Origin of the sequence: Paenibacillus amylolyticus, assembly GCF_047302515.1 — a bacterium.
GTDB lineage: Bacteria > Bacillota > Bacilli > Paenibacillales > Paenibacillaceae > Paenibacillus > Paenibacillus amylolyticus_G.
Window position 1 is genome coordinate 40,909 of the sequence record NZ_CP168019.1, and the last position, 21,282, is coordinate 62,190.

Below are 21,282 nucleotides of genomic sequence, written 5' to 3' on the forward strand. Positions count from 1 at the left end.
GAGGGAAGCCAATGGCGAGAAGCAAAGAGTTCGAAGAGTCTGTTGTACTGGATAAAGCGATGAGACTTTTTTGGGAACAAGGCTATGAGAAGACGTCTATGAGGGATCTGGTTAATCATATGGGAATTCATCGTAAAAGCTTGTATGACACATTTGGCGATAAACATACCTTGTTTCTAAAGACAGTAGATCTGTATGATCACAAAATCAGCTCCGCTCTTGCAGCAGGCGTAGAGCGTTCCAAAACGGCAACTGAAGCACTTCAGTTTATATTTTGTTCTTTAATTCATGGAGAGGAATCTCCAGCATCAGGCTGCTTCATTGTTAATTCAACGGTAGAATTGGCGGCACGCGATAAAGACATGAACAACCGATCAACGGAGATGTTTGGAAATACGGAGAAACTAATTAAGGACATTATGGTGTGGGGACAGCAAGAAGGTGAATTCACAACGGAGTACAACGCCGAGGTATTGGCGGAATATCTGCATAACGTAAGCATTGGGTTAAGGGGGATGGCCAAGACTTCGATGACCAAGGAAAAACTGCTTCGTATAGCAATGCTATCCATGGATCTCATACTAAGGTAGTCTATTTTTTTTACTTTAAAAGAATGATCGTTCTAATAAAGGTGTTCCAGATGAAACATATGTTATAGAAAAGAGAGGCAGGTAACGACATGAGAAAGACAGTACTAATCACAGGCGTATCGGGTGGGATCGGTAAAGAGTTAGCAGATCGGTTTGCCAAAGGTGGACATCATATTGTACTGGTAGCTCGCAGTGAGGGTAAAATACAGGATCTAGCTCAGGAGTATCGGAAAAAGTATGGTATTCAGGCGACGGTTTTTGCCAAAGATGTAGCGGCACCTGGGGTACCACAGGAGATTTATCATGAGCTGAAGGAAAGGGGCATTGTTGTTGACTATCTTGTCAACAATGCAGGTTTCGGTCTGTTCGGGACGTTTATGGAAACGGATCTGGAACAAGAAGTTAATATGATTGACGTAAATATCAAGGCTTTAACCGTCATGACAAAGCTATTCTTGCCGGATATGATCCAACGTGGGCACGGCGGTGTGATGAATGTGGCCTCGTTGGTAGGTTTTTTCCCTGGACCGATGATGTCGGTATATTATGCAACAAAGGCATACGTGCTATCGTTCACTGAGGCTTTGGAGAATGAAGTAAGCGGAACTGGGGTTACGGTGACAGCACTGTGCCCAGGCCTGACATCTACCGGATTTGTTGATCGTTCGGGTATGGGTGTCTCGAAGATGTTGCAGGGCCCGATCATGGAAGCTGGACAGGTGGCGCAAGAAGGGTATCAAGGCTTCTTGCGTGGCAAGACATTAATTATGCCTGGTGCTCGGAACCGATTCATCGCGTTTATGCCGCGGTTGTTGCCGCGTAAGATGATGACCCGCATGATTAGATCCTCACAGGACAAGACAGGACATTAAACATTTATAGAGTGTGTCCTTCATCTTGTCTTTTACGACAAACATACACAAAAACAGGAGGGAAGCTCAAGGGTACAAATTGAATCTTCTCAATCTCAAATAACTCAGCTAATCGTTGCTTCATATGAAGTGAGTACTGGTATAACACTAACGTGCCTTCAGGTCGGAGCGCTGTATGGATCTGTGACAGGATGTTTTGTCTCATTTCTCTGGAGAAATTAAAAAAGGGCAGTCCGCAAATGATGCTATCCAACTGATGGATATATTCTTGATTGATCCTTTTTAATAGATAGGATGCATTGGAATGGAACATGAATTCAGGATATATTCTCTTCAGATTACTTCTCATTTTGGGGTCTCTTTCAAATAAAAACACGGTTGCAGATTTCGGTAAATGTGCTCTCATGAGACGTGTGACGGCACCTGTTCCTGGCCCGAGCTCAGCAATGCTTCTAACCTCATCCCATCGTACAGACTGGACGATTTTACGGGCTAGAAATTTGGAACTGGGCAGGAGACTGCCTACTCGTTTGGGGTTCCTCAGAAATCCTTGCAGGAAAAGAAGTGGTTCGGATGTTTTCATCGCGGTATCCTCCATTATCAATGCTATTGATGTTTCACTGGATGTTAGAAGGCAAGCTTAGTTGGAATATAAATACGTTACGCGTATGTTTTAGTGTTAAAGTCCCCTGATGTAAATCCGCAATGTTTCTCGCAATAGAAAGTCCCAGACCAGATCCTGATTGAATACCTTCGCTATTCCTCGAATAATCCACCTTATAAAAGCGATCAAACAGTCTGTTTTTTTGTTCTATCGTTAGTGGTATGCCTTTATTCTCTACTTCAATGGTAACGTGATTATGCTGCACACTCATTCGAACATGAATCGTGCCCGGTTTAAAGGAATACTTGAGTGCATTCATGAGGAGATTGTCGATGGCTCGAGCGATCTTATCACTATCCAGGGAAACCATGATTGGAGCATTACCGAGTGTTTTTTCAATACGAATCCCATGCTCCTGAGCTAAAGGTTCGAATTCAAACAACAATTGGTCCAATAGCTGACAGAGGTCAACATTTTTTAAATCCAATTGGGTGTTCACTTCGTTAAGACGCGTATATTCAAATAAATCATCGAGTAACTTCTTCAAATGCGTTGCTTTGTTATAGGTGTTTTGTATGAAACGGTCATACTCCGCTTTGTCTTGAAATGATTCTGATTTGAGAAGCTCAATATAGCCAATTATGCTGGTAAGCGGTGTACGCAGGTCATGTGAGATGCCAGTGATTAGGTCCATCTTGGATTGCTCCAATTCACGTTCTTTAGCAATCTGTTGCTTTAACTGTTCTGTCATGTGATTAATGTTGGAAGCGACGCGCCCAAGTTCATCTTGTCGATTAACGGGCACCCTGTAATTCAAATTTCCTTCAGATATGATTTGAAGCCCTTGCTCTAGTGTAATGAGATCTCTCACAATTTTTCGTGTGAAAAACAAAAAAATTAACGTGAAAATTACGATGAAGATTGGTGTTAGAACATAAGGAAAGATGTAGAGAAGCGAAGGCCAATTAAATCTTTCACTAATTTTTGCGGCAGCTATGATTAACATATTATTTACACCCACAGAGCCAACAAACGAAATCAATAAACTGATCAACATTTGATATAGAATGTTAATCTGTATCTTTTTTTTAAACTGTGGTAATCGTTTAATCAATTTTATAACCCACTCCCCATACCGTTTTAATATACTGAGGTTCTCTTGGATTCAATTCCAGCTTTTCTCGCAGATTACGAATATGGACCATCACGGTATTATCTGAATATCCATAAGGTTCTTTCCACACGGTCTCATAAATCTTCTCGGAGCTAAATACTTGTCCGGGATGGCTTGCAAGTAACACCAGAATGGAAAACTCCAGTGGTGTAAGCGAAATGTCATTATCTTTGAGCTTCACAGAATGTTTACTCGTATCAATGACAAGGTCTTTAATCAAAATAAGTGAATTGGATTCTGGTTTCCCGATCAGTGTTTGACGTCGCAGCTGAGCCTTGACGCGAGCCAGCAATTCTAGCGGATTAAACGGTTTGACCATGTAATCGTCAGCCCCGGTAGTCAGGCCAGTGATTTTATCAATGTCTTCTTCCTTGGCGGATAGCATTATAATCGGAGTGGATGATACTTCTCTTATTTTGAAGCAGGCTTTGATTCCGTCCATGATGGGCATCATGACATCCAGTATTACGAGTTGGACCGATGTTGTTTTGATAATATTTAGCGCTTCCTCACCATTGGCTGCTTCAATGACCTGATATCCTTCGTTACGTAAATAGACATGAATGACATCCCGGATATCGGGTTCATCATCAACAACGAGAACGGTATTCATAATTCAACACTCCTTAAAAATTAGGATAACATCAGTGTAAACGATAGTCCGGAATGTTTAAATTGTTTCCTTTTTGCGACAGACATAAACGAACGCAGGTGGGATATTCAAAGGCACTAATTCTATTTTTTCGATGATAAAGTGTTCGGATAATGTTTTTTTCATTTGAAGTGAATATTGAAAGGCGATGAATAATCCTCCAGGTTTGAGTGCCTTATAGATCTGGTCTACCAACGTATTTCTTAATTCAGGCTCAAAGTTGAAAAACGGCAATCCGCTAAAAATGTAATCCAGTTGCTGAACGCCCTCTTGATTCATGGATTCTACCAATCGAGCGGCGTCTGGATAACAGGAGAACTCCTGGTATGCCGTCTTAAGAGTATTCCTCATCGTTTCGTTCATCTCAAACAATAGGACTTTGGTGGAATCCTGTACTTGTTGATGAATATAGCGAGTGATAGGACCTGTACCCGATCCAAGTTCGGCGACTGCTTTTGCCTCTAGCCAAGAGGCTTGCTTCACCATTTTACTTGCGAGAAATCGGGAACTGGGTATGATACTGCCGACATGTTTAGGGCTTTGAAGAAAGCTTTTCAGAAATAAAATGGGTTCATTAGAATTCATATTTGTGGTTCCTCCATATATGTGATGGTATGTTATCAAACCAGTTAGAAATGGAATAATTGCAGCGTAGATAGAATGGGACCGCCGAAGTAAGTTCCTGCTGTAAAATAGGTGATGGTCCATAACAAAGCACTGGAATATGAAATGAGAGCAAATTTCCGATATTGCACGCCGCTCATTCCAATAAGCAAAGGGAGAACATAACGCACAATTGGAATGAACAAACCGATGCACATCGCCCAATTGCCACTTTTATTCAGAATCAGTTCAGCCTTGACGAAGTGTTTATGATGTTGAAACTTGTGTCTTATCTTGCTTCCAAATAACTTCCCTGCAAAATAAGCAAAGGTAATGGCCGTTAATAGTCCAGATAAAATACAGAAGTATGTGATCCATGAATTGATAACTCCTGTGTGACTCAGAATGGCACCGCTGATAATCGTGATCTCATTTGGAATTGGAATGCCGAAAGGCCCTAATGAGAAGGCAAAATAAAAAATCAGATATCCATACTGGTGAAGTAGCTCTAAGATCGTATTACTGATCATTGTTTTGCCTCCTCTCTTGTTGATGTTGCAATCATAATGAAAAAAACTAAGGAATTAATGAGCATAAATCTGAAGAAAATCTAAAGAATACATAAGCAAAGCCAAACAACTACGTGCAAGAGAAAAAAGCCTTGCCCACGTACTGGCAAGACTTAATCAGGTGGAACTATTCAGGAGCGGTGATCAAGTGACACGAATTTCTGAATATCAAGTAAAGTTTGTCTCGAAAAGGAACGTATAAGCGAGCACAGATTCAATACCAATATCTTTATCTGTACGGAAAAAATGAGCATAAAAGAAGAGCCGAGACGTCATAATGACGACTCAGCTCTTCTTATATGTACCATGAGGACGGACTTTTTGAAATCAGTTTATTGTAGGAAGTAGAACCATCTGAATTTGACACCAGCAACAAAAAACAAAACGATCCATCCCCACAAAAACAACAAACGTAGAGGTCGTGGAATCAGGAGATATTCTGAGTACAATTTGCTGAAAAGTTTCATAACAGTAGTGACCACCCCTGCTAAGTTACTCCCTTACATCCGCTTTCGAAAGAAAAAGAAGTAAGACGATATGATAACCAAAACTCCAATAAGTCTATATACCGTGGCGTAGGCCTCAAGGTGGGTTCTGGCGATTACAAATCCGATGATCGAAATAGATAATAGCAAAAGACCAAAGGGGATCTTATAACTCAGATGCAGAACCTCCAATTATATCAAAATTAGGTATATTATATCATGATAAACACCATAGGTCTTTTTTGTATCAGATTCAGCCATGCCTACTCATTCAATAAATAAATCGAACGCTATGATGCTGGCATGCCAATATATAGTGTAAGGAGGAGGGGGATGGATAATGAGTGAGCAAGATGAGTACATAGAACTTGTAACGTTAATACGGACGGGGCATGAAGAAGCATATGGAGAATTATATGAGAAAACAGTGACGAGGATATATCAAACTGTGCGATTTCTCATCAAGGACAAGTCTGACGCGGAGGATGTAGTACAGGAGATTTACATTCAGGCGTATCGATCATTGGCGCGATATGATGCGGAGCGTGCTTTTCGTCCCTGGTTGATGGGGGTGACGATGCGACAGGTTCAGAGTTATCGACGCAAAAGATTGATGCAGTTTCGGTTTGGTAAGCGGATCGAGAAATCTGACGTTGGTATGGAATATGATTTTTCCACTGATCTGATCAACAAACTGGCAAATCGTCCTCTGCTGGAACAGGTGCACCGTTTACCGTACAAGCTGCAGCAGGTGGTCACACTTCATTATTTGAATGAATACACGCAAGAGGAGATTGCTGGCATATTGGAAATTCCGCTTGGAACCGTAAAATCGCGTATACATGCGGCGCTGGCGAAGTTGAGACAGAAAGAAAAGATGAATCCAAGATTGCGGGGAAAGGCGGAGGATCTGCATGAAACTCGATGAACAGTTGCGAACAGCCTACCAGGAAGAAACCAAAGACTGGTCCGTTCCTGCGAGAATTAAACATAAAATGATGGATGGTATTCGAAGTGATTCACACATCAGAAAAAATCGAAAAAAATGGCTGGTCACGGGGATCTTGGCTGCTGTACTCATTATTCCCACCGGAGCCTACGCAGGGTACACCTATCTCGCAGACGGAATATACGGTTCACAGGAAAACATCACAGCTATGGGGGGAACAGCTGAGGATTATATGAGGTTGGAAGCAAAGCTGCAGACGGCCAAGGCCCATTTCAGTGAAGAAGAATTTGTTAAATATATGGACTTGCTGAAGCAATTAGGGCAAATGGCCGTGAAGTATGCAGATTCTCAGGGCAATATGCATCCAGAGCAGTGGAATACAGTGGAGCAGGAACGATATAACCTTCTTGTAGCTGAGCTGGAACCGTTTTTTGAGAAGCTGGAAGCTGTGAGTGTAGGGTCCTCCAAAAAACTGATGGACGAGCAGCAATTTTGGACGGAACAGTTGGAACAGGCAGAAAAGACATTTACCAAGGAACAATATCTTGAGTTCAAGTCTGTCTATGAACAAATGAAAAAATACAAAGTTATGGTGATGGACAAGGATGGAAGTATCCAGGAGGAACGCTTGTCAGCGGAACAGAAGGATGATTTAAGGCAGCTAGAGAGACGCCTAATTCCCTATTTGAAACGGTTGGGGCTTGATGTGCGGTGAATCGGGTGAACTGTGAAAGAGGAGCAGAAGCGGAGAAGTGAATTCTTTCGCTTCTTTCTTGTTGCTGTGATCCATTACTTCCTCCCCTGCACCTTCAGCCGATATTGATGTGGTGTAGAGCCTGTGGTAGTACGGAATACTTTGCAAAAGTAAGAGGGGCTGGTCATACCGACACGGTGACCGATTTCGGGAACGGTGAGCGAGGAACGGGTGAGCAACACACAGGCATGACGAATGCGGGTAGCTTGAGCATAAGCAACGATGGTGGTGCCAGTCGCTTTTTTGAATACATGAGATAGATGATAGGGGGACAGATGAAGAGTATCTGCGATATGCTCCAAACGAAAAGGCTCTTGGTAATGCTGCTCAATCCATTGCATGATGGCTTCGGCATGAGGGTGAAGAACGTTAGCACTGGACGAGAATACATCTTCGGAGCAGCGTTGCTGCCCATCTTGCCACAGGTAGCGAAGTTGTGCGAGCAGATCCAATAAAAAGAGGAGTGTATCCTCCTCTATTTCGTGAGGAAGCAGACCTGGATACGTATCTGCATATTGTTCCATTCGTTGAACGAGTGGGGATGTGGCAGCAAGTCGGATGGGCTGAATGGGGGATTGCTCTTCCAACAGATCCTGTATGAAGTCGTGAGTAACGATAAATTGGGGCCAATGTGCCTTCAGTAGATCAAGTTCAACCATGAGTACATTTCGAATGAAAGGCTGCTGTCTGGATACTTGAATCTGGATGTGGTGCAATTGAAAAGGTCGAAAAATCATGAGCATACCGGGTTCAAGGGAGAAAACCTGCCCTTCGGTTATCAACTGCCCATATCCTTCGTGAATATAGGTTATCTCCAGCTGCGAATGAGCATGGAATACTTCGCGAGACGTAGTGTTGGATGTACGACGACAGACCAGATTAAATTGTTCTCCCAGAAAGATGGACTTCATGAATGCCTCCCTTATCATGCGCAAGATAGTTTTATTTTAGCACAAGATGAACGCATAAAAGCGCTTTATTATTGTGTATTGTGAAGGGAATAAGGGAGGTATGTAACGATGTTAAAAGTGGCGATTATCGGAGCAGGTGCTATTAGTGGAGCACATATCTCAGCATATTTGGCATTCCCTGAGCGATGTCAGATTGTTGCTGTGGTCGATATCTACGTGGAAAAAGCACAGAAGCGAATTAATGAATATGGTCTGGAAGGTGCACAAGCTGTCATGGATTACACAGATTTACTCGCCCAAAACATTGATCTGGTATCAGTTTGTACGCCGCCATATACGCATGCTCCCATTGCTTGTGATTTCATGCAAGCAGGTGCGCATGTGTTGGTCGAAAAACCGATGGCATCTTCCCTGGAGGAAGCGGATCTGATGTTGAGAGCAGCGCAAGCAAGTGGCAAGTTGCTATCCGTAGTAGCACAGAATCGGTTTACGACACCAATGATGAAGCTAAAAGGTGTGCTGGACAGTAAACGGATGGGACCGATTGTACATGTGCAGGTTGATTCGTTCTGGTGGCGGGGCCACAATTATTATGATCTGTGGTGGCGCGGGACATGGGAAAAAGAAGGCGGAGGTTGTACCCTTAATCATGCGGTGCATCATATTGATGCCATGCTCTGGATGATGGGACCTCCAGTGGAATTACAGGCGATGATGGCAAATACGGCACATGATAATGCCGAAGTTGAGGATATATCCATGGCGATGCTTCGCTTCCAGGAAGGGGAGCTTGGCATGATTACCAGTTCCGTCGTACATCACGGAGAGGAGCAACAGTTAATTTTCCAGGGCAAAGAAGCCCGGGTATCTGCACCTTGGAAAGTGGTCGCTTCTACCGCGCGGAATAACGGATTTCCGGAACCGAATCGAGAGTTGGAACACCAGATTCAGAAGCTCGCTGACGAATTACCGGATGTTACTCATGTCGGTCACGCTGGGCAAGTTGAGAATGTGTTAAATGCTATTGAGACAGGATCTCCCCTTCTGGTGGATGGCCAAAGTGGTCGGAATACGCTTGAACTGATTGTGGGTATCTATAAGTCGGCAAGTACGGGAGAGAAGGTTGTTTTTCCACTAGGGGCGGAAGACGCGTTTTACACAAGAGAAGGAATTATGCAACATGCCGTACACTTTTATGAAAAAAAGACGACGGTGGACAACTTCGAGGATTCGAGTATTACACTCGGGCGGAAGTTGGATTTTTAATGCAAATTTTTAGTGTTTTTTAGACTATTTAATCATTTATTTTGTGATAAGAGCATTATGAAAAACTATAGAACAAGTGGGTGAAATATCCAAGAAAACGCTGTTAGATCAATTGATCTGGCAGTTTTTTTGGTTGGATACATACTTGGAAATTTTCTTGTTTTTCATTACCTCTCAATTTAATTGGAAATGAAAAAGGGAATTTCGGATCTGAACTAAACAATGTCTAGGACTGTTGTGAAAATAAAGGACTATATTCTTAGGTACAATTGGTCATAAATAACAAAAATATGTTGTAAAATTGCTGAAATGGGTCTATTATTTAATCTACTGTTACTTATTTATCCAAATGCTAGGTACTAAGAACCAAATTAGATAAGAATTTGATTATATTTAAAATGGGAAAAATGAATGAAAAATTGGAATTGTAAAATTCATGAAATTACATAATTTTCAAGAAAGTGGGTTAAAAGAACTACATGGGGGATTTTGGGAAGTTAACAATCGGTTCTATGTTGTCTATTAATATTGTTTTATTTATCATTGGATTTTTAATGTACAGGAAATGGCGAAACCCAACATACTTAAAGTTTTTGGGAGCTTTTTCTTTAATGTTATTCGCAAATGCGGGTATGGCTCTGATGCCTCATAAGCTCATGTCTGCATATATGTTTTTCATATCACTCTATGCAGCTGGAATGATAATTGCTCAAATCGGGATATTTCGACTTTACTACAACAAACGAACAGACAAACTTTATGTACATTTAGGCGGAACTGCGGTTACTTTGATTACTGCCGCAATGTCTTTGTTCTTACCCGTACAAATGAGTTCCTTTTTAGTGTTTCTCTCTGTAGTAGGTGTGACATTGTACACACTTATCAAGATTTTTCCGGATGTCGGGCTAAATCCACAGTATTTTATGGTAACGATCCTTTTTGCAATGCAGCTATTGTTGCATCTCTCGGGCGCATTTACAGGTTATGAACTATTGGCAGAACTTAGTTTGATTTTGAGTGTTTTTGTTAGCTTCATAGTGTTCACGATGATTTTTGAAAAAATTATTGGGGTTATGCAAGCAGCGACATACACATCAACACGGGATGAAGTAACAGGTTTGTTCACGCAAAAACATTTTATTCATCAAGCTAATCAAGCTTTATCCAAAGGGAAGACAGTAGGGGTATTATACATAGAAATTCAGAATCCAACCCACATTTCGGAGGAAGAGTCCTTTAAGAGAGCGGGAAGAGCCGTGGGCAGGGCTTTGGAAGGTAGTGGATTTGCTGGACGTTACCAAAGTGATGTCATTGTAGCTCTTATAACAAGTTCTAATTTACCATTAGCAGAGCTGGCTAACTCCATAAGGATGAAAATTGATGTTGAAGCCTCAAGTACTGTACTGATTGGGTATATTGACACTAAGCCTGAATTTACACTGGATGATCATATCCGTGAGGCGAAAGAAGGCGCTATTCGAACGAAGCAAAGTGGGCTTAATAGAATCTTTGATCTAGACCAAAGTAAAATTTTAGCGGATTAATGGAGGCAAACATAGTGAATGCGGTTATCATTTCCAGTAAAGCTTCTACGCTAGTACATGAAGCCATAGGGAATACAGATGTTAGTTTTGAAAAAGTAGGTCGCTTTGAGAGTGGTCAGTTTATCGAGTTTTGCGAAGCTGTAGCTAGAATTAACATCAATGCATTTATAACTGATCTAGACTGCACCGATTCAAATACTTTTCTACGTGGAATTAGTCAATATCGAACAGTGCGTTCAAATACTCGAATTATTGTCATTGCTCTTGATCGTTATGAGGATGACGGAGTCGTTCATGAATTGGCAGACATGGGGATCAACGTTGTTACAACCTCGCCAGGAACGAAGCCAAAGTCCATTATTCCAGCACTGCGCAATTTATTGCCAAATCAAAGCGAGGTAACTGGAAATGGACAAGAGGATTGGGAATCAACAGATTCTGATCTTGAGAAGATAAAGGATCGGATTTATCGCTATACAGCGAAATTAACCTCTGCAGGCAGTTTTGACTCATCAGATGTCATGGATTTGGAACTTCCAGATGTGCCGATCCAAGAAAGAATCATTCTAAAAGATCGAATCATCGGAACGATTTTAGTCGGAGTTATGGGTGTTGAATCTAAAGTCGGTTCAACTCATCAAAGTATATTAATTGCAAACTATTTAAAACGTAAAGGGTACTCAGTAGGTTTAGTAGAGGCAAATAGTTCAAGTGACTTTACAAGTATTGAGAACGCATATGAAGGAACACAGGATTTCAAAAGCAATAACATTCACTTCTCTATAGAGGGCGTGGAGTATTACAAGAATAATAACAAATTGGATATTAACCATCTGATTACAGCAGGACATGACTACTTAATTTTAGATATCGGGAGCTTTGAAGAGAGTGACTGGAGTAAAGAGTTCTACAGAGCGAGTGTAAACATTGTGCTGGGTGCGGGTAGCGAGTGGCGACAAGGGAAAATTAGAAGATTTAGAGATTTACATAAAAAAATGGATCAGTCTAATTGGGTTTATTGTGTACCATTTGTTGAAAATCTCAGTATCCAAGATATTCGAAAAGACCTTCCAGGGAATCTCGTATATCGAATTCCACCACATGCTGATCCCTATAAACACCAAGGAGATACAGACTCGGTATTAAACAAGTTGATGAAAAGCTACATGGGGGACTCTAAGAAGATATCTTCAAAAGCATTATTGTATGGTGTCCTTGGACTGTGCATCGTTATTATTATTGTTTTAATTATATTATTGGTCGTGAATAATTAAGTTTAATCATGTTGGATTGAGAGGAGTTCGTTATGTCTAAGATTCGTTTTAGGCAGAAGCAGTTGCTTCTGTCCGCTTCCATTGGGGGGGCGATCATTTTATTTGTTTGTGTTATCGCTGGCTATTTTATTATTGACTATATTCAAGGAAGATATGTTGAGCGAACACTTCAGATTGAGCAACAACTTCAAGATGCACAGAAGAAGTTGAATGAAGATAAGATGAAAGTTATCGTACTGAATGATGATCATAAGGCCGGAGATTTAATTACAGAAGATGACGTGAGTTCTCTAGTTGTACCGGTTAGTACGGTACCCCAAAATACAGTAGAGCAAGCAGAGATTGTAGGGAAAAGGATTAAGATTGATGTTCAGAAAAACTCTATTATCACCACACCAATGTTGTTTGAAGATGGAATAACACCGAATGACCTTAGAAACCAAGAGTTTAGTCTAGTACAGCTTCCTTTAAAGTTGAAAAAAGATGAATTTGTAGATGTTCGGATTCGTTTTGCAACAGGTCAGGATTACATAGTACTTTCTAAGAAAAAAGTAGAAGATTTAAATAATGGGACGATATGGTACAAAATGACTGAAAAAGAAATTTTGACGATGTCAAGTGCTATTGTAGATGCTTACATCAATGATGCCTCTATCTATGCATTAAGTTATGTTGATCCTTACATGCAAGATGGTGCAATCATCAACTATCCATCTAATCCTAAAGTATTGGATCTCATTGAATCTAATCCTAATATTGTTGGATTGGCAACAACGGCTCTCGAACGACAAGTAAGAGCAAAATTAGAACAAGATCTTCAGTCCATGAGTGATGAAGACAGACAAAAGTATATCAGTGGACGTAATACGACAGAGATGAACTCAAGGGAGTACATTACTGAGACAGAAGGACAAGGGAACGGAACAACATCCCAGCAAGATAATTCTCTGATGAATGAAAATTCAACGGATATGAATCAGCAAAGTAATACTGGAAATACACCAAATGCAACTTCAGACTCAGGTAGTATTTTCAAAGATAGCAATACACGTGAACCTGCACAGTAAATAAGGAGACCAAGATGAAACAAATACTTGTTATGGGCCACTATGATAAAACAGATTTTATGATGTACCTTGGTAAATTGTTGTCGATGGATCATCGGGTTTTGATTGTAGACGCAACGCAAAATAAGGATTATGAGTTCGTATTCCCTAAAATTGATCATTCTCTCACGATGAACACTCATGATCAATTTGATGTTATGGAAGATATCCATTCATATGAGGACCTGATGCATAATCTGGAAGAACAGAAATATGATTTTGTACTCATAGATTGTAATGACGAGGCTTCGCTGGTTGATTGGCCAGAAGTGGATTTTGTTTATGTTGTGACTTCCTATGAGAATCCTGTTATTCAGAAAAACGTTAACCTTATTCGCGCGTACTTCCAGGGAGAGAAGTTATCTTCTGTTAACCTTCCGGTAACGAAAGTTATTTATGAGGTTAGTAATCATCTGGACGAAAAATATATGGATAGTCTGCTGGATGAACTACCTTTATCGTGGAAAGAAAGTCTTGTTTATTATCCTGATGAACGTGATCAGACACTGAAGATTATTAATCAATATAAAAATACAGTCATGGTCAAACGTATGTCCAGTTCATACAAGCTAGTCATTAAACAGGCGATAGAGTTCATCCTTGGGTTGGAAACGTCAAAAGTTAACGCATTATGGAAGCGGGCCGAAAGGAGTAATTAACATGGGTAAAATTGCATTATGGGGTATGCAGCATGGATTAGGCGTAACCAGTGCAACCGCTGCTTTGGCTGCATTTATCGGGTTGGAGTATGATGTGAGAACTTTAGTATCTCAGCCGCAGCGGACGGACGGGGATATGGAGCGGTTTTTCAATAAAACAATTAATCAATATAATCGGCAATTTTTTGCCATTGGTGGATTGGGGCTCGACTCATTAGAGCGTGTTGCGAAGAGCAGTAAGCTTGAACGCAATAGTGTTAAAAATTATACACTAATGGTAGAGCGGAATCGTTTGGACCTTCTTTGGGGAAGTGAACGTCTTAATCGACCACAACAGGGTTCGATCGAAGCTGTGAATATGGTATTTCGTATGGCGGCAGAATACTATGGCATTTCACTTTTGGATGCTAGAAGTGGGCAGGATAACGAGGTCTCTAACAGCCTGATCAGGGATGCAGATTTGGTGGTTATCTGTGTGAACCAAAATATAAGTGTACTAGAAAAATATTTTGACAATCAAAGGAAGCATTGGCCAGAGGTACTTGAAGAAAAGCCACATCTGCTTCTTATGACGCAGTATGATCCTATGTCAAAATATAAGATCAAAAATATAGCCAACAAGTACAAGCTCAAAGCTCCTATATTGACAATTCCTTATAATACAAGCTTCAAAGATCATTTAAATGATGGTGACATTAAAGGTTTCTTTGCTAGAAATCGATTTGTCGGCAGCAGTCATGAAAATCATTACTTCATACAGGAAGTTGGCCGTGCTGCAAAAACAATACTGCATGAGATTGGTATTAACACCAAACTGAAGCGAATTGAAAGAGGGAATTAAGATGGGACTGAATTTCACCATTAATTTCCTCGCAATTATTTTGATCGTAGCTGTTTTAATTGCGTATTTATTCTTGAAGCTGAACAGAAAACCTGGTCAGGTTGGAACACGTCAGAAAAATGAAAATGAAGAACGGTTCCAATTTGATTATCTTCTTGAATACGTTAAAACCATGATTAATGAGTACGTAAACAGTAACTTGTTGGATATGGGAATGACAAGCGAGGAATACAATCGTCGTCTGGGAGTTGTAGCTGAGCTAAGAAGTGCCATGAAAAATGCGACTTCAGGTGACATACAGGAGAAGATTTATCTTAAGCAATTTATATCTGATCTTTTGGAACGTAATTATGGTTTTAACGATGATAATATCGATAGAATCATTCCTTTTGAGGATGAAGATCAATTAACACAACAAGATAAATTTGATATTTTGCTGCATTTGTATAAAAAAAAGCACGGATTTCAAGGTCTATCCAAGTTAATCGATAAGTATCAATTGGATCAACCAAAAAAAGTTATTGAAGATGGAACGGTAGATTCATATGTAATTACGGGTGATGAGATTGACTCCATTTTTGTCAAAGAAGCACGTGGTAGTTTGGAGTTTGATGATAAGTTAGCTATCGTTGTGCAGCGTGTATACCAGCATTATAAAGGGTTTGGCGTTATTGACGAAATTCGTGATATGTCCATTGATGGCGTATCTGGTGGGGTATCAGGTGTTCCTACCAATATGCAGATTGTGGAAGATGAGATTTCATTACTGCAAGGAATGAAGCAATATAAGTATCCAGGGTACCAGAGCGTATGGATTTTCTTTCGAGGTAAATCTATCCATTTATCGTTTTTAAGTTTTGAAACCGACCTAGAATTGAAAAGGGTATGTCAGAACATCTATAAGTATGACAATCCAGGACAACTAACGGAGACGAACGGTTTTAAAGTCAATGAGATGAAAGATGGATCCAGGGTCGTGGTTGTTCGACCGCCGTTTGCAGAGAGTTGGGCATTTTTTGTTAGGAAGTTTGATCTACCTAATATGAAATTGGATCATCTGATCTCATCCAAAGATGCCGTAAATGCTGAATTAGCTAGAGATATGATTAAGTACCTGATGAAAGGTGCGCAGGTTACTGCATTTACTGGACCTCAGGGTTCAGGAAAGACATCTTTGGTCATGGCCTCAGTTAAATACATATACGCTACGTTAACTTTGAGGATTCAAGAGATGACATTTGAGCTGCATCTAAGAAGACTATATCCACAACGTAACTCACTGGCATTGCGAGAAACCGAGAACATTGCTGGACAAGCTGGATTAGACCTTCAGAAGAAAACGGACGGTTCCGTAAATATTCTGGGGGAGGTAGCTACGGACCCCGTGGCAGCTTGGATGATTCAGATGTCGCAGGTAGCAAGTTTGTTTACGATCTTTACACATCATGCGACCTCGGCACGTGAATTGGTATGGTCTTTGCGTAACTCATTGCTCAAAACCGGTGTGTTTCAAAATGAACGCATCGCAGAAGAACAGGTGGCAAATGCGGTGCAATGGGATGTTCACATGCGTAAGGAAATGAATGGTAAACGTTATATTGAGCGAATCACAGAGATTACACCTGTTCGATTTGAATCGGATACGTTGGAGCATGAAGAAGTGTTATCTAAAGGTGATTCTATTGAGAGCAAGTTGGACGCTTTGGTCAATCTTCAAAGAGAAGTGTACAGAAGAAATAGCGGAAGAGTATGGAATGCACGAAATATCATTGAATACCGTAATGGTGAATACGTTGCTGTGTCTCCAATCTCTCCTGAAAAAATCGAAAAAATGTTGTTTAACATGAACGAGGAAGATCGTGAGAACTTCGGGCAGTTTCTGAATGCGCATTGGGGGCAGGCTCAATGAATAAATGGATATGGATCTTTGCCATTGCAGGCGGTGCTCTGCTTATTTCGGGCGGAATACTTCTTTATCTTATTCTCAAAGATCGCAAGCGGAAGAAGAATCGTGAGAATGTATGGCCTTCTTCTAAAAATGTAACAGGAAAAACACCACGACAATTGTTGGTATTTTACCAGAAATCATATCATCAACTGATCAAGGTTCCGATCGTCAAGTCACAGATTCTGAAGATTCGTAAACGTCTGACTGCGATCAACACCTACGATGAGTATTCATTGCGTAAAGAAACGATGCGAATTACCTATTTGACGCTAGGATCTATCATTATTGGTCTTATTGTACTGGCAATAATCAGTAAAAGTTGGATGGCATTATTCTTTGGAGCGTTAGCAGCTATCGTTATAAACGAATTGTGCATTGATATTTTTGTGAACCGGGTTGAAGATCGTCTGTTAAAACAGTTCTCGAACGTTCTGGAGGATGATCGTCATCATTATCAGGAAGTGCGGATGGTTGATGAGGCCTTGTACCAGGCTGCACAATCGTCACCACATGACATCAAGCTCCAGACAGAGAGGATTCACGAAGTATTAACATCCAAGGATCCTGCTCGAGAGCTGGAAAAATACTATGCGGTTGCGCCTAACCGTTATTTAAAAGTTTTTTCCGGAGTGTCACATTTGATTATGGAGTACGGTGACCGCAACGTTCAAAAGGGCTCCATGTATCTGAATGCCATTAATAAATTTGTGCAAGAGATCAGATATGACCTGATGAGAAGGCAAAAATTACGTTACAAATTAGGCGGATTGACCTTACTTGCACTTATTCCAATCCTGCTGTCGTTTCCGTTGCAGCGTTGGGCAGAAAACTATTTTCCAATTACGACAGAGTTCTATGACAGCAGAATTGGTTTTTTAGTTCGAATGTTCATATACGCTTCAGCTGTAATCTGTTACTTGCTAATTCGTAAATTATCGGAGAATGATGAAGCCAAATATGTAGCTAAAGGTCCGCGAAAAGAGTGGGAAAAGAAAGCATATTCTTGGTCTTGGGTCAAGTGGATCGTGGATCGATTGGTCCCGTCACCAAATACGAGGAAGCATCATCGAACCAACATGCTCCTCAAAGAGGCAAACTCTCATCTAACATTGGAATGGTTGTATATCCACCGAATCGTTATCTCTGTCTCCGCGTTTATTGGTGTAATTGTGTTCTCTGTGTTTTTACATTACAACAGCGTACACCATATATTCAGCAAACCGACGTCAGAAGCAACGAACATTCTTGGATATATGAATGCGGATGAATTGGAGCGTGCTAATCAGGTAACGACAATGGACAACCAAATTATCGAAGATCTTCGGACAAATAAAGATTTGACGCGAGAACAGGTTGTTCAGTCCATAGAAACTCATTCAAATGAGCCATTAACAGATGTGGCTATGAATAATACTGTCAATCGGATTATCGGTAAAGTAACTGTTGTGAACAACGAGTATCTAAAATGGTGGGAACTCCTTATCGCTATAGGCTTTGGAGTTACAGGGTATTACATCACCATATGGATTTTACAATTTCAGCGTCGGTTACGCGCATTGGAAATGCAAAATGAAGTGGACCAATTCCATGTGTTAATCTCGATTCTGTGTGAATTTGAACGGATCTCTGTGGAGACCGTACTTGAGTGGATGGAACGATACAGTATCATTTTCAGACCAGCGCTACAAAAATGTCTGCTCAATTATGATAGTGGTGCAGAGGAAGCCTTGAAAATGCTGAAATCGGATGCGCCGTTCGATTCGTTTGGTAGAATCGTGAAGCGTCTAATGCAAGCGGTAGATAAGCTTTCGTTACGTGAAGCGTTTGACGATCTGGAGATGGAACAAGAGTACTATGCTGAGCAGAAGAAGGAACGCCTTGAGCGTTTGATTCGAAAGAAAACATCGTATGGCAAGTTATTTGGCTGGACACCAGGTGCACTGCTGATTGCACTATATCTGGTCTTCCCATTCCTTTACATGTCATTCAAACAACTAAGTGATATATCAACACAATTACAAACTATTTAAGAGGGGATTGATTTTTTCATGGAAGAAAATACAGGCGTCGGAATACGGGTCGCAGCTGGGATATTCCTCACCATTATGTTGATTACGATTGTAGTTATTATTACGATCTCGTCGCAGGATGCGGCGAAACAGGGACAGACAAAGATGGCTGCGATTACGACACAGTTGTCGGATACGGAGTATCAGACGTATAGCAATACGACTTTATCGGGTAGTCAGGTTCTTAATGCGGTTAGGCAATATATGAATCAAGAACAATTTGGCGTTCAGGTTATCACGGGGAAACAGCGGTTGTCTGGTGATGCTGATAAAAGAAAAGGAGTATTTTATGGTAATACGTTTGACGCTTATGGGGAGGTTTCGGAAAAATCCAAAAATAATTCTTTAACTAATGCTGAAAAGCAATCTGAAGATGCATACATTAACCCAAGTGGAAAGTTTAAGTCCTCTATTGTCAGAGACAAGAATAATATGATTCGTGGAATAATTTTTGAACAAGAATAACTTGAAAAGAAAGTATTAAAAAGGAGGTCTCCAATGAGCGAAACAGTCGAAAAGTTCATACTGGTCGCGGCTGAAATCAGCATTCTGATCGTGGCTTGCATGTTCGCTCTTGGAGGCATTCAGTCTCAGGATGCGGCAGTTAACATTACGCATAAATCCGCAGTAAATGAAGAGCGAAGATTGTTCACAAGTCTTGAAATTACGGAGCAAGTTACCTACACGGGTGCAGAGGTTCTTCAAAGCATAAGACAAATGAAAACCTTGGATGCCAATATTCGTGTAGTTAATAAATACTTCTATAGTTCAGATGATATTGAAAGTATTGATGTATCAGGAGTCGATCTCAATCGAACCTATGTTGTTTCATATATTCGAGACAGTCAAGGCAAAGTACAAACCATTGTTTTTACATAAAGGGTGAGCTAGTGTGGAAAACTCTTTCTCCAAAATATTAGGCATTTTCATTGCCATCGTGTTGTTATTCTTGTACCCGTTGTTCCAACAGGCTCAAAGACAGGATGATTTATCTCAGATCGTTATCCACTCAGCTGTGACTACATTCGTGGATTCCGCTAGAACCAAGGGGTATATCACTCCTGAGATGTATCTAGAGTTTAACCAAAAGCTCGGAGCTACGGGGAATCAGTATGACATCCAGATGGAACATTTACACAAGAAATACAATCCGGAATATACTGATCCGGCTAATCCGGCTACATTCCGTGATAGTTTCACGACCTACTTCGATGGTCATTACAATCAGGAAATTATGCAGAGGTTGTTTCCCAATAGCCCAGCATCTGATCTGAATCGTAGATATGTCATGGCGGTAGGGGACTTCTTCACCGTGAAAGTGAAAAATGTTAATCGTACTATGGCAACAATTCTTAGTGATGTTTTTACTGGAGGCATCACGGACGGCAACGTTAAGGTCTATGTTCCTTACGGGGGAATGGTAATCAATGAAGATTACTAATCTGGCAATATTGTTTATCTGTATCTTTGTCCCTTTCTATCTAGTCATGGATTTTCGAACAGGAGACCAAAAAACGGCTCAGGCCTTATCTGATCAATATTCAGCTTCACTGCATACTGCAGTCCAGGATGCTTCTCAGATGTTAAATATGAATGTACTCCAAGAATATGAGGCAGGTTATCAGTCGAGAAAATTCTTCTTTGCGAATAAAGAGAGAGCGCTGGACACTTTCTTTCGCACACTCTATTTGAATTTTGATGTTGTCAATGACCCTGTTAGACAGGGGGCTCTTGCCGGATATATTCCAGCAGTTGCTGTCATTGATTACGATGGCTATGACTTGTACGCAGTGGATGAGTACAGGGATGCCAATAGCGAAAGGGTATTCAAGCATATGTGGAGACCGAAGAAACCATATTCGTACTCGGACGACAGAGGAAACAGTATTAATTTCACGTTGGACAGTTATGTATATGCGTATGATTCTTACGCAAAGGCTTGGGTTGAAGGGTTCCGTGAAGATTTGGAGGGCACAACCAACATTCCTTTATTAGACAATGCAGCCAATTTTGAAGCGATGCGAAAAAGTGTCATCGTGAAAAGTATTCAACAGGATCTGGCTTATTATATAAACAAACATAATGAGTACGCGACTCGGTACGGAGTCCATTATACCTTTAGTCTTCCACAAATTTCACAGGAAGAATGGATCAACTCCATCGATGACATTGGAATTATGGCATTTATCCAAGGGATTCCGATAGGGGACCAATTCTATAACAACTACGCACTTGGTGGAGGCCGACTAGTCAAGAAAACAGAGATTAAAGGCGCTGTCGATCTGACAACCGGTATTAAATATTATTACCCTAGTACATGTTCTTATGGTTATCGGGAAGATGAGACCTTCTCAAGTGAAAGAGATGCAGCAGCAGCAGGTTATTATCCGAAGGGTTGCATGAATCGCTAAA

The 21,282-nt window shown here is 40.8% G+C and carries 22 protein-coding genes; 16 read left to right on the forward strand and 6 right to left on the reverse strand.

Features of this window, described 5'->3' with window-relative positions:
* The first annotated feature begins 11 nt into the window (after window positions 1–11).
* On the forward strand, window positions 12–590 hold the full coding sequence (locus tag ACDJ59_RS00250; RefSeq protein WP_413407244.1) for a TetR/AcrR family transcriptional regulator: 579 nt from the start codon (window positions 12–14) through the stop codon (window positions 588–590).
* Window positions 591–679: 89 nt separating this feature from the next.
* A complete protein-coding gene (locus ACDJ59_RS00255) occupies window positions 680–1,462 on the forward strand; it encodes an SDR family NAD(P)-dependent oxidoreductase (RefSeq protein ID WP_413407245.1) in 783 nt (260 codons plus the stop codon).
* A gap of 4 nt (window positions 1,463–1,466) precedes the next feature.
* On the opposite strand, the gene ACDJ59_RS00260 is transcribed toward ACDJ59_RS00255, so the two are convergent.
* Genes ACDJ59_RS00260 through ACDJ59_RS00280 form a run of 5 tightly spaced genes read right to left on the reverse strand, consistent with a single transcriptional unit; the run spans window position 1,467 to window position 5,025 of the window.
* Window positions 1,467–2,045 carry a class I SAM-dependent methyltransferase gene (locus tag ACDJ59_RS00260; RefSeq protein WP_413407246.1) on the reverse strand — a complete coding sequence of 193 codons (579 nt, stop codon included), beginning with the start codon at window positions 2,043–2,045 and terminating at the stop codon, window positions 1,467–1,469.
* 34 nt (window positions 2,046–2,079) lie between these two features.
* Entirely contained in the window at window positions 2,080–3,123 is a 1,044-nt protein-coding gene (locus tag ACDJ59_RS00265; RefSeq protein ID WP_413409676.1) for a sensor histidine kinase, read from the reverse strand.
* A 49-nt stretch (window positions 3,124–3,172) separates the two neighbouring features.
* A complete protein-coding gene (locus ACDJ59_RS00270) occupies window positions 3,173–3,853 on the reverse strand; it encodes a response regulator transcription factor (RefSeq protein WP_341008854.1) in 681 nt (226 codons plus the stop codon).
* A 57-nt stretch (window positions 3,854–3,910) separates the two neighbouring features.
* On the reverse strand, window positions 3,911–4,477 hold the full coding sequence (locus ACDJ59_RS00275; protein ID WP_413407247.1) for a class I SAM-dependent methyltransferase: 567 nt from the start codon (window positions 4,475–4,477) through the stop codon (window positions 3,911–3,913).
* A gap of 44 nt (window positions 4,478–4,521) precedes the next feature.
* Window positions 4,522–5,025 (reverse strand): DedA family protein, encoded by a 504-nt coding sequence (locus ACDJ59_RS00280; protein ID WP_413407248.1) that lies wholly within the window; start codon window positions 5,023–5,025, stop codon window positions 4,522–4,524.
* Window positions 5,026–5,889: 864 nt separating this feature from the next.
* Between ACDJ59_RS00280 and ACDJ59_RS00285 the strand changes: the two genes are divergently transcribed.
* Together ACDJ59_RS00285 and ACDJ59_RS00290 are read left to right on the forward strand one after the other, a co-directional pair.
* Window positions 5,890–6,477, forward strand: coding sequence for a sigma-70 family RNA polymerase sigma factor (locus ACDJ59_RS00285; RefSeq protein WP_413407249.1), 588 nt, complete (start codon window positions 5,890–5,892; stop codon window positions 6,475–6,477).
* Window positions 6,464–7,213 carry a DUF3600 domain-containing protein gene (locus ACDJ59_RS00290; RefSeq protein WP_413407250.1) on the forward strand — a complete coding sequence of 250 codons (750 nt, stop codon included), beginning with the start codon at window positions 6,464–6,466 and terminating at the stop codon, window positions 7,211–7,213. Before ACDJ59_RS00285 ends, ACDJ59_RS00290 begins: the two co-directional genes overlap by 14 nt.
* Before the next feature lie 74 nt (window positions 7,214–7,287).
* Here ACDJ59_RS00290 and ACDJ59_RS00295 read toward each other — a convergent pair whose 3' ends face one another.
* Entirely contained in the window at window positions 7,288–8,163 is an 876-nt protein-coding gene (locus ACDJ59_RS00295; RefSeq protein WP_413407251.1) for an AraC family transcriptional regulator, read from the reverse strand.
* A 108-nt stretch (window positions 8,164–8,271) separates the two neighbouring features.
* Between ACDJ59_RS00295 and ACDJ59_RS00300 the strand changes: the two genes are divergently transcribed.
* From ACDJ59_RS00300 to ACDJ59_RS00355, 12 genes are all read left to right on the forward strand, one after another.
* A complete protein-coding gene (locus tag ACDJ59_RS00300; RefSeq protein ID WP_413407252.1) occupies window positions 8,272–9,429 on the forward strand; it encodes a Gfo/Idh/MocA family protein in 1,158 nt (385 codons plus the stop codon).
* A 479-nt stretch (window positions 9,430–9,908) separates the two neighbouring features.
* Window positions 9,909–10,973: a hypothetical protein gene (locus ACDJ59_RS00305; protein WP_340912923.1), complete on the forward strand. Its 1,065-nt coding sequence runs from the start codon at window positions 9,909–9,911 to the stop codon at window positions 10,971–10,973.
* 14 nt (window positions 10,974–10,987) lie between these two features.
* A complete protein-coding gene (locus ACDJ59_RS00310; protein ID WP_353884241.1) occupies window positions 10,988–12,247 on the forward strand; it encodes a hypothetical protein in 1,260 nt (419 codons plus the stop codon).
* Window positions 12,248–12,279: 32 nt separating this feature from the next.
* On the forward strand, window positions 12,280–13,314 hold the full coding sequence (locus ACDJ59_RS00315; RefSeq protein ID WP_413407253.1) for an SAF domain-containing protein: 1,035 nt from the start codon (window positions 12,280–12,282) through the stop codon (window positions 13,312–13,314).
* A gap of 14 nt (window positions 13,315–13,328) precedes the next feature.
* Window positions 13,329–14,012 carry a hypothetical protein gene (locus ACDJ59_RS00320; RefSeq protein ID WP_413407254.1) on the forward strand — a complete coding sequence of 228 codons (684 nt, stop codon included), beginning with the start codon at window positions 13,329–13,331 and terminating at the stop codon, window positions 14,010–14,012.
* A 1-nt stretch (window position 14,013) separates the two neighbouring features.
* Window positions 14,014–14,853 carry a hypothetical protein gene (locus tag ACDJ59_RS00325; RefSeq protein WP_017692338.1) on the forward strand — a complete coding sequence of 280 codons (840 nt, stop codon included), beginning with the start codon at window positions 14,014–14,016 and terminating at the stop codon, window positions 14,851–14,853.
* A 1-nt stretch (window position 14,854) separates the two neighbouring features.
* Window positions 14,855–16,762: an ATPase, T2SS/T4P/T4SS family gene (locus tag ACDJ59_RS00330; protein ID WP_413407255.1), complete on the forward strand. Its 1,908-nt coding sequence runs from the start codon at window positions 14,855–14,857 to the stop codon at window positions 16,760–16,762.
* The gene (locus ACDJ59_RS00335; protein WP_150364189.1) at window positions 16,759–18,831 is read left to right on the forward strand and encodes a hypothetical protein; all 2,073 of its coding nucleotides are present in this window, start codon (window positions 16,759–16,761) and stop codon (window positions 18,829–18,831) included. The genes ACDJ59_RS00330 and ACDJ59_RS00335 overlap by 4 nt, the downstream gene beginning before the upstream one ends.
* 18 nt (window positions 18,832–18,849) lie before the next feature.
* Complete coding sequence (locus ACDJ59_RS00340; RefSeq protein ID WP_413407256.1) at window positions 18,850–19,335, forward strand: ABC transporter permease; 486 nt, start codon at window positions 18,850–18,852, stop codon at window positions 19,333–19,335.
* A gap of 33 nt (window positions 19,336–19,368) precedes the next feature.
* Window positions 19,369–19,749 carry a hypothetical protein gene (locus ACDJ59_RS00345; RefSeq protein ID WP_413407257.1) on the forward strand — a complete coding sequence of 127 codons (381 nt, stop codon included), beginning with the start codon at window positions 19,369–19,371 and terminating at the stop codon, window positions 19,747–19,749.
* Between the two features lie 13 nt (window positions 19,750–19,762).
* Window positions 19,763–20,311 (forward strand): hypothetical protein, encoded by a 549-nt coding sequence (locus ACDJ59_RS00350; RefSeq protein ID WP_145153661.1) that lies wholly within the window; start codon window positions 19,763–19,765, stop codon window positions 20,309–20,311.
* Complete coding sequence (locus ACDJ59_RS00355; protein WP_145153658.1) at window positions 20,298–21,281, forward strand: hypothetical protein; 984 nt, start codon at window positions 20,298–20,300, stop codon at window positions 21,279–21,281. Before ACDJ59_RS00350 ends, ACDJ59_RS00355 begins: the two co-directional genes overlap by 14 nt.
* The last annotated feature ends 1 nt before the right edge of the window (window position 21,282 follow it).

What these genes read in the sequence shown, in the direction of transcription:
- ACDJ59_RS00250 (WP_413407244.1), top strand. Translation starts at nt 12, where the DNA reads ATGGCGAGAAGCAAAGAGTTCGAAGAGTCTGTTGTACTGGATAAAGCG.
- ACDJ59_RS00255 (WP_413407245.1), top strand. Translation starts at nt 680, where the DNA reads ATGAGAAAGACAGTACTAATCACAGGCGTATCGGGTGGGATCGGTAAA.
- ACDJ59_RS00260 (WP_413407246.1), bottom strand. Translation starts at nt 2,045, where the DNA reads ATGAAAACATCCGAACCACTTCTTTTCCTGCAAGGATTTCTGAGGAAC.
- ACDJ59_RS00265 (WP_413409676.1), bottom strand. Translation starts at nt 3,123, where the DNA reads ATGTTGATCAGTTTATTGATTTCGTTTGTTGGCTCTGTGGGTGTAAAT.
- ACDJ59_RS00270 (WP_341008854.1), bottom strand. Translation starts at nt 3,853, where the DNA reads ATGAATACCGTTCTCGTTGTTGATGATGAACCCGATATCCGGGATGTC.
- ACDJ59_RS00275 (WP_413407247.1), bottom strand. Translation starts at nt 4,477, where the DNA reads ATGAATTCTAATGAACCCATTTTATTTCTGAAAAGCTTTCTTCAAAGC.
- ACDJ59_RS00280 (WP_413407248.1), bottom strand. Translation starts at nt 5,025, where the DNA reads ATGATCAGTAATACGATCTTAGAGCTACTTCACCAGTATGGATATCTG.
- ACDJ59_RS00285 (WP_413407249.1), top strand. Translation starts at nt 5,890, where the DNA reads ATGAGTGAGCAAGATGAGTACATAGAACTTGTAACGTTAATACGGACG.
- ACDJ59_RS00290 (WP_413407250.1), top strand. Translation starts at nt 6,464, where the DNA reads ATGAAACTCGATGAACAGTTGCGAACAGCCTACCAGGAAGAAACCAAA.
- ACDJ59_RS00295 (WP_413407251.1), bottom strand. Translation starts at nt 8,163, where the DNA reads ATGAAGTCCATCTTTCTGGGAGAACAATTTAATCTGGTCTGTCGTCGT.
- ACDJ59_RS00300 (WP_413407252.1), top strand. Translation starts at nt 8,272, where the DNA reads ATGTTAAAAGTGGCGATTATCGGAGCAGGTGCTATTAGTGGAGCACAT.
- ACDJ59_RS00305 (WP_340912923.1), top strand. Translation starts at nt 9,909, where the DNA reads ATGGGGGATTTTGGGAAGTTAACAATCGGTTCTATGTTGTCTATTAAT.
- ACDJ59_RS00315 (WP_413407253.1), top strand. Translation starts at nt 12,280, where the DNA reads ATGTCTAAGATTCGTTTTAGGCAGAAGCAGTTGCTTCTGTCCGCTTCC.
- ACDJ59_RS00320 (WP_413407254.1), top strand. Translation starts at nt 13,329, where the DNA reads ATGAAACAAATACTTGTTATGGGCCACTATGATAAAACAGATTTTATG.
- ACDJ59_RS00325 (WP_017692338.1), top strand. Translation starts at nt 14,014, where the DNA reads ATGGGTAAAATTGCATTATGGGGTATGCAGCATGGATTAGGCGTAACC.
- ACDJ59_RS00330 (WP_413407255.1), top strand. Translation starts at nt 14,855, where the DNA reads ATGGGACTGAATTTCACCATTAATTTCCTCGCAATTATTTTGATCGTA.
- ACDJ59_RS00335 (WP_150364189.1), top strand. Translation starts at nt 16,759, where the DNA reads ATGAATAAATGGATATGGATCTTTGCCATTGCAGGCGGTGCTCTGCTT.
- ACDJ59_RS00340 (WP_413407256.1), top strand. Translation starts at nt 18,850, where the DNA reads ATGGAAGAAAATACAGGCGTCGGAATACGGGTCGCAGCTGGGATATTC.
- ACDJ59_RS00345 (WP_413407257.1), top strand. Translation starts at nt 19,369, where the DNA reads ATGAGCGAAACAGTCGAAAAGTTCATACTGGTCGCGGCTGAAATCAGC.
- ACDJ59_RS00355 (WP_145153658.1), top strand. Translation starts at nt 20,298, where the DNA reads ATGAAGATTACTAATCTGGCAATATTGTTTATCTGTATCTTTGTCCCT.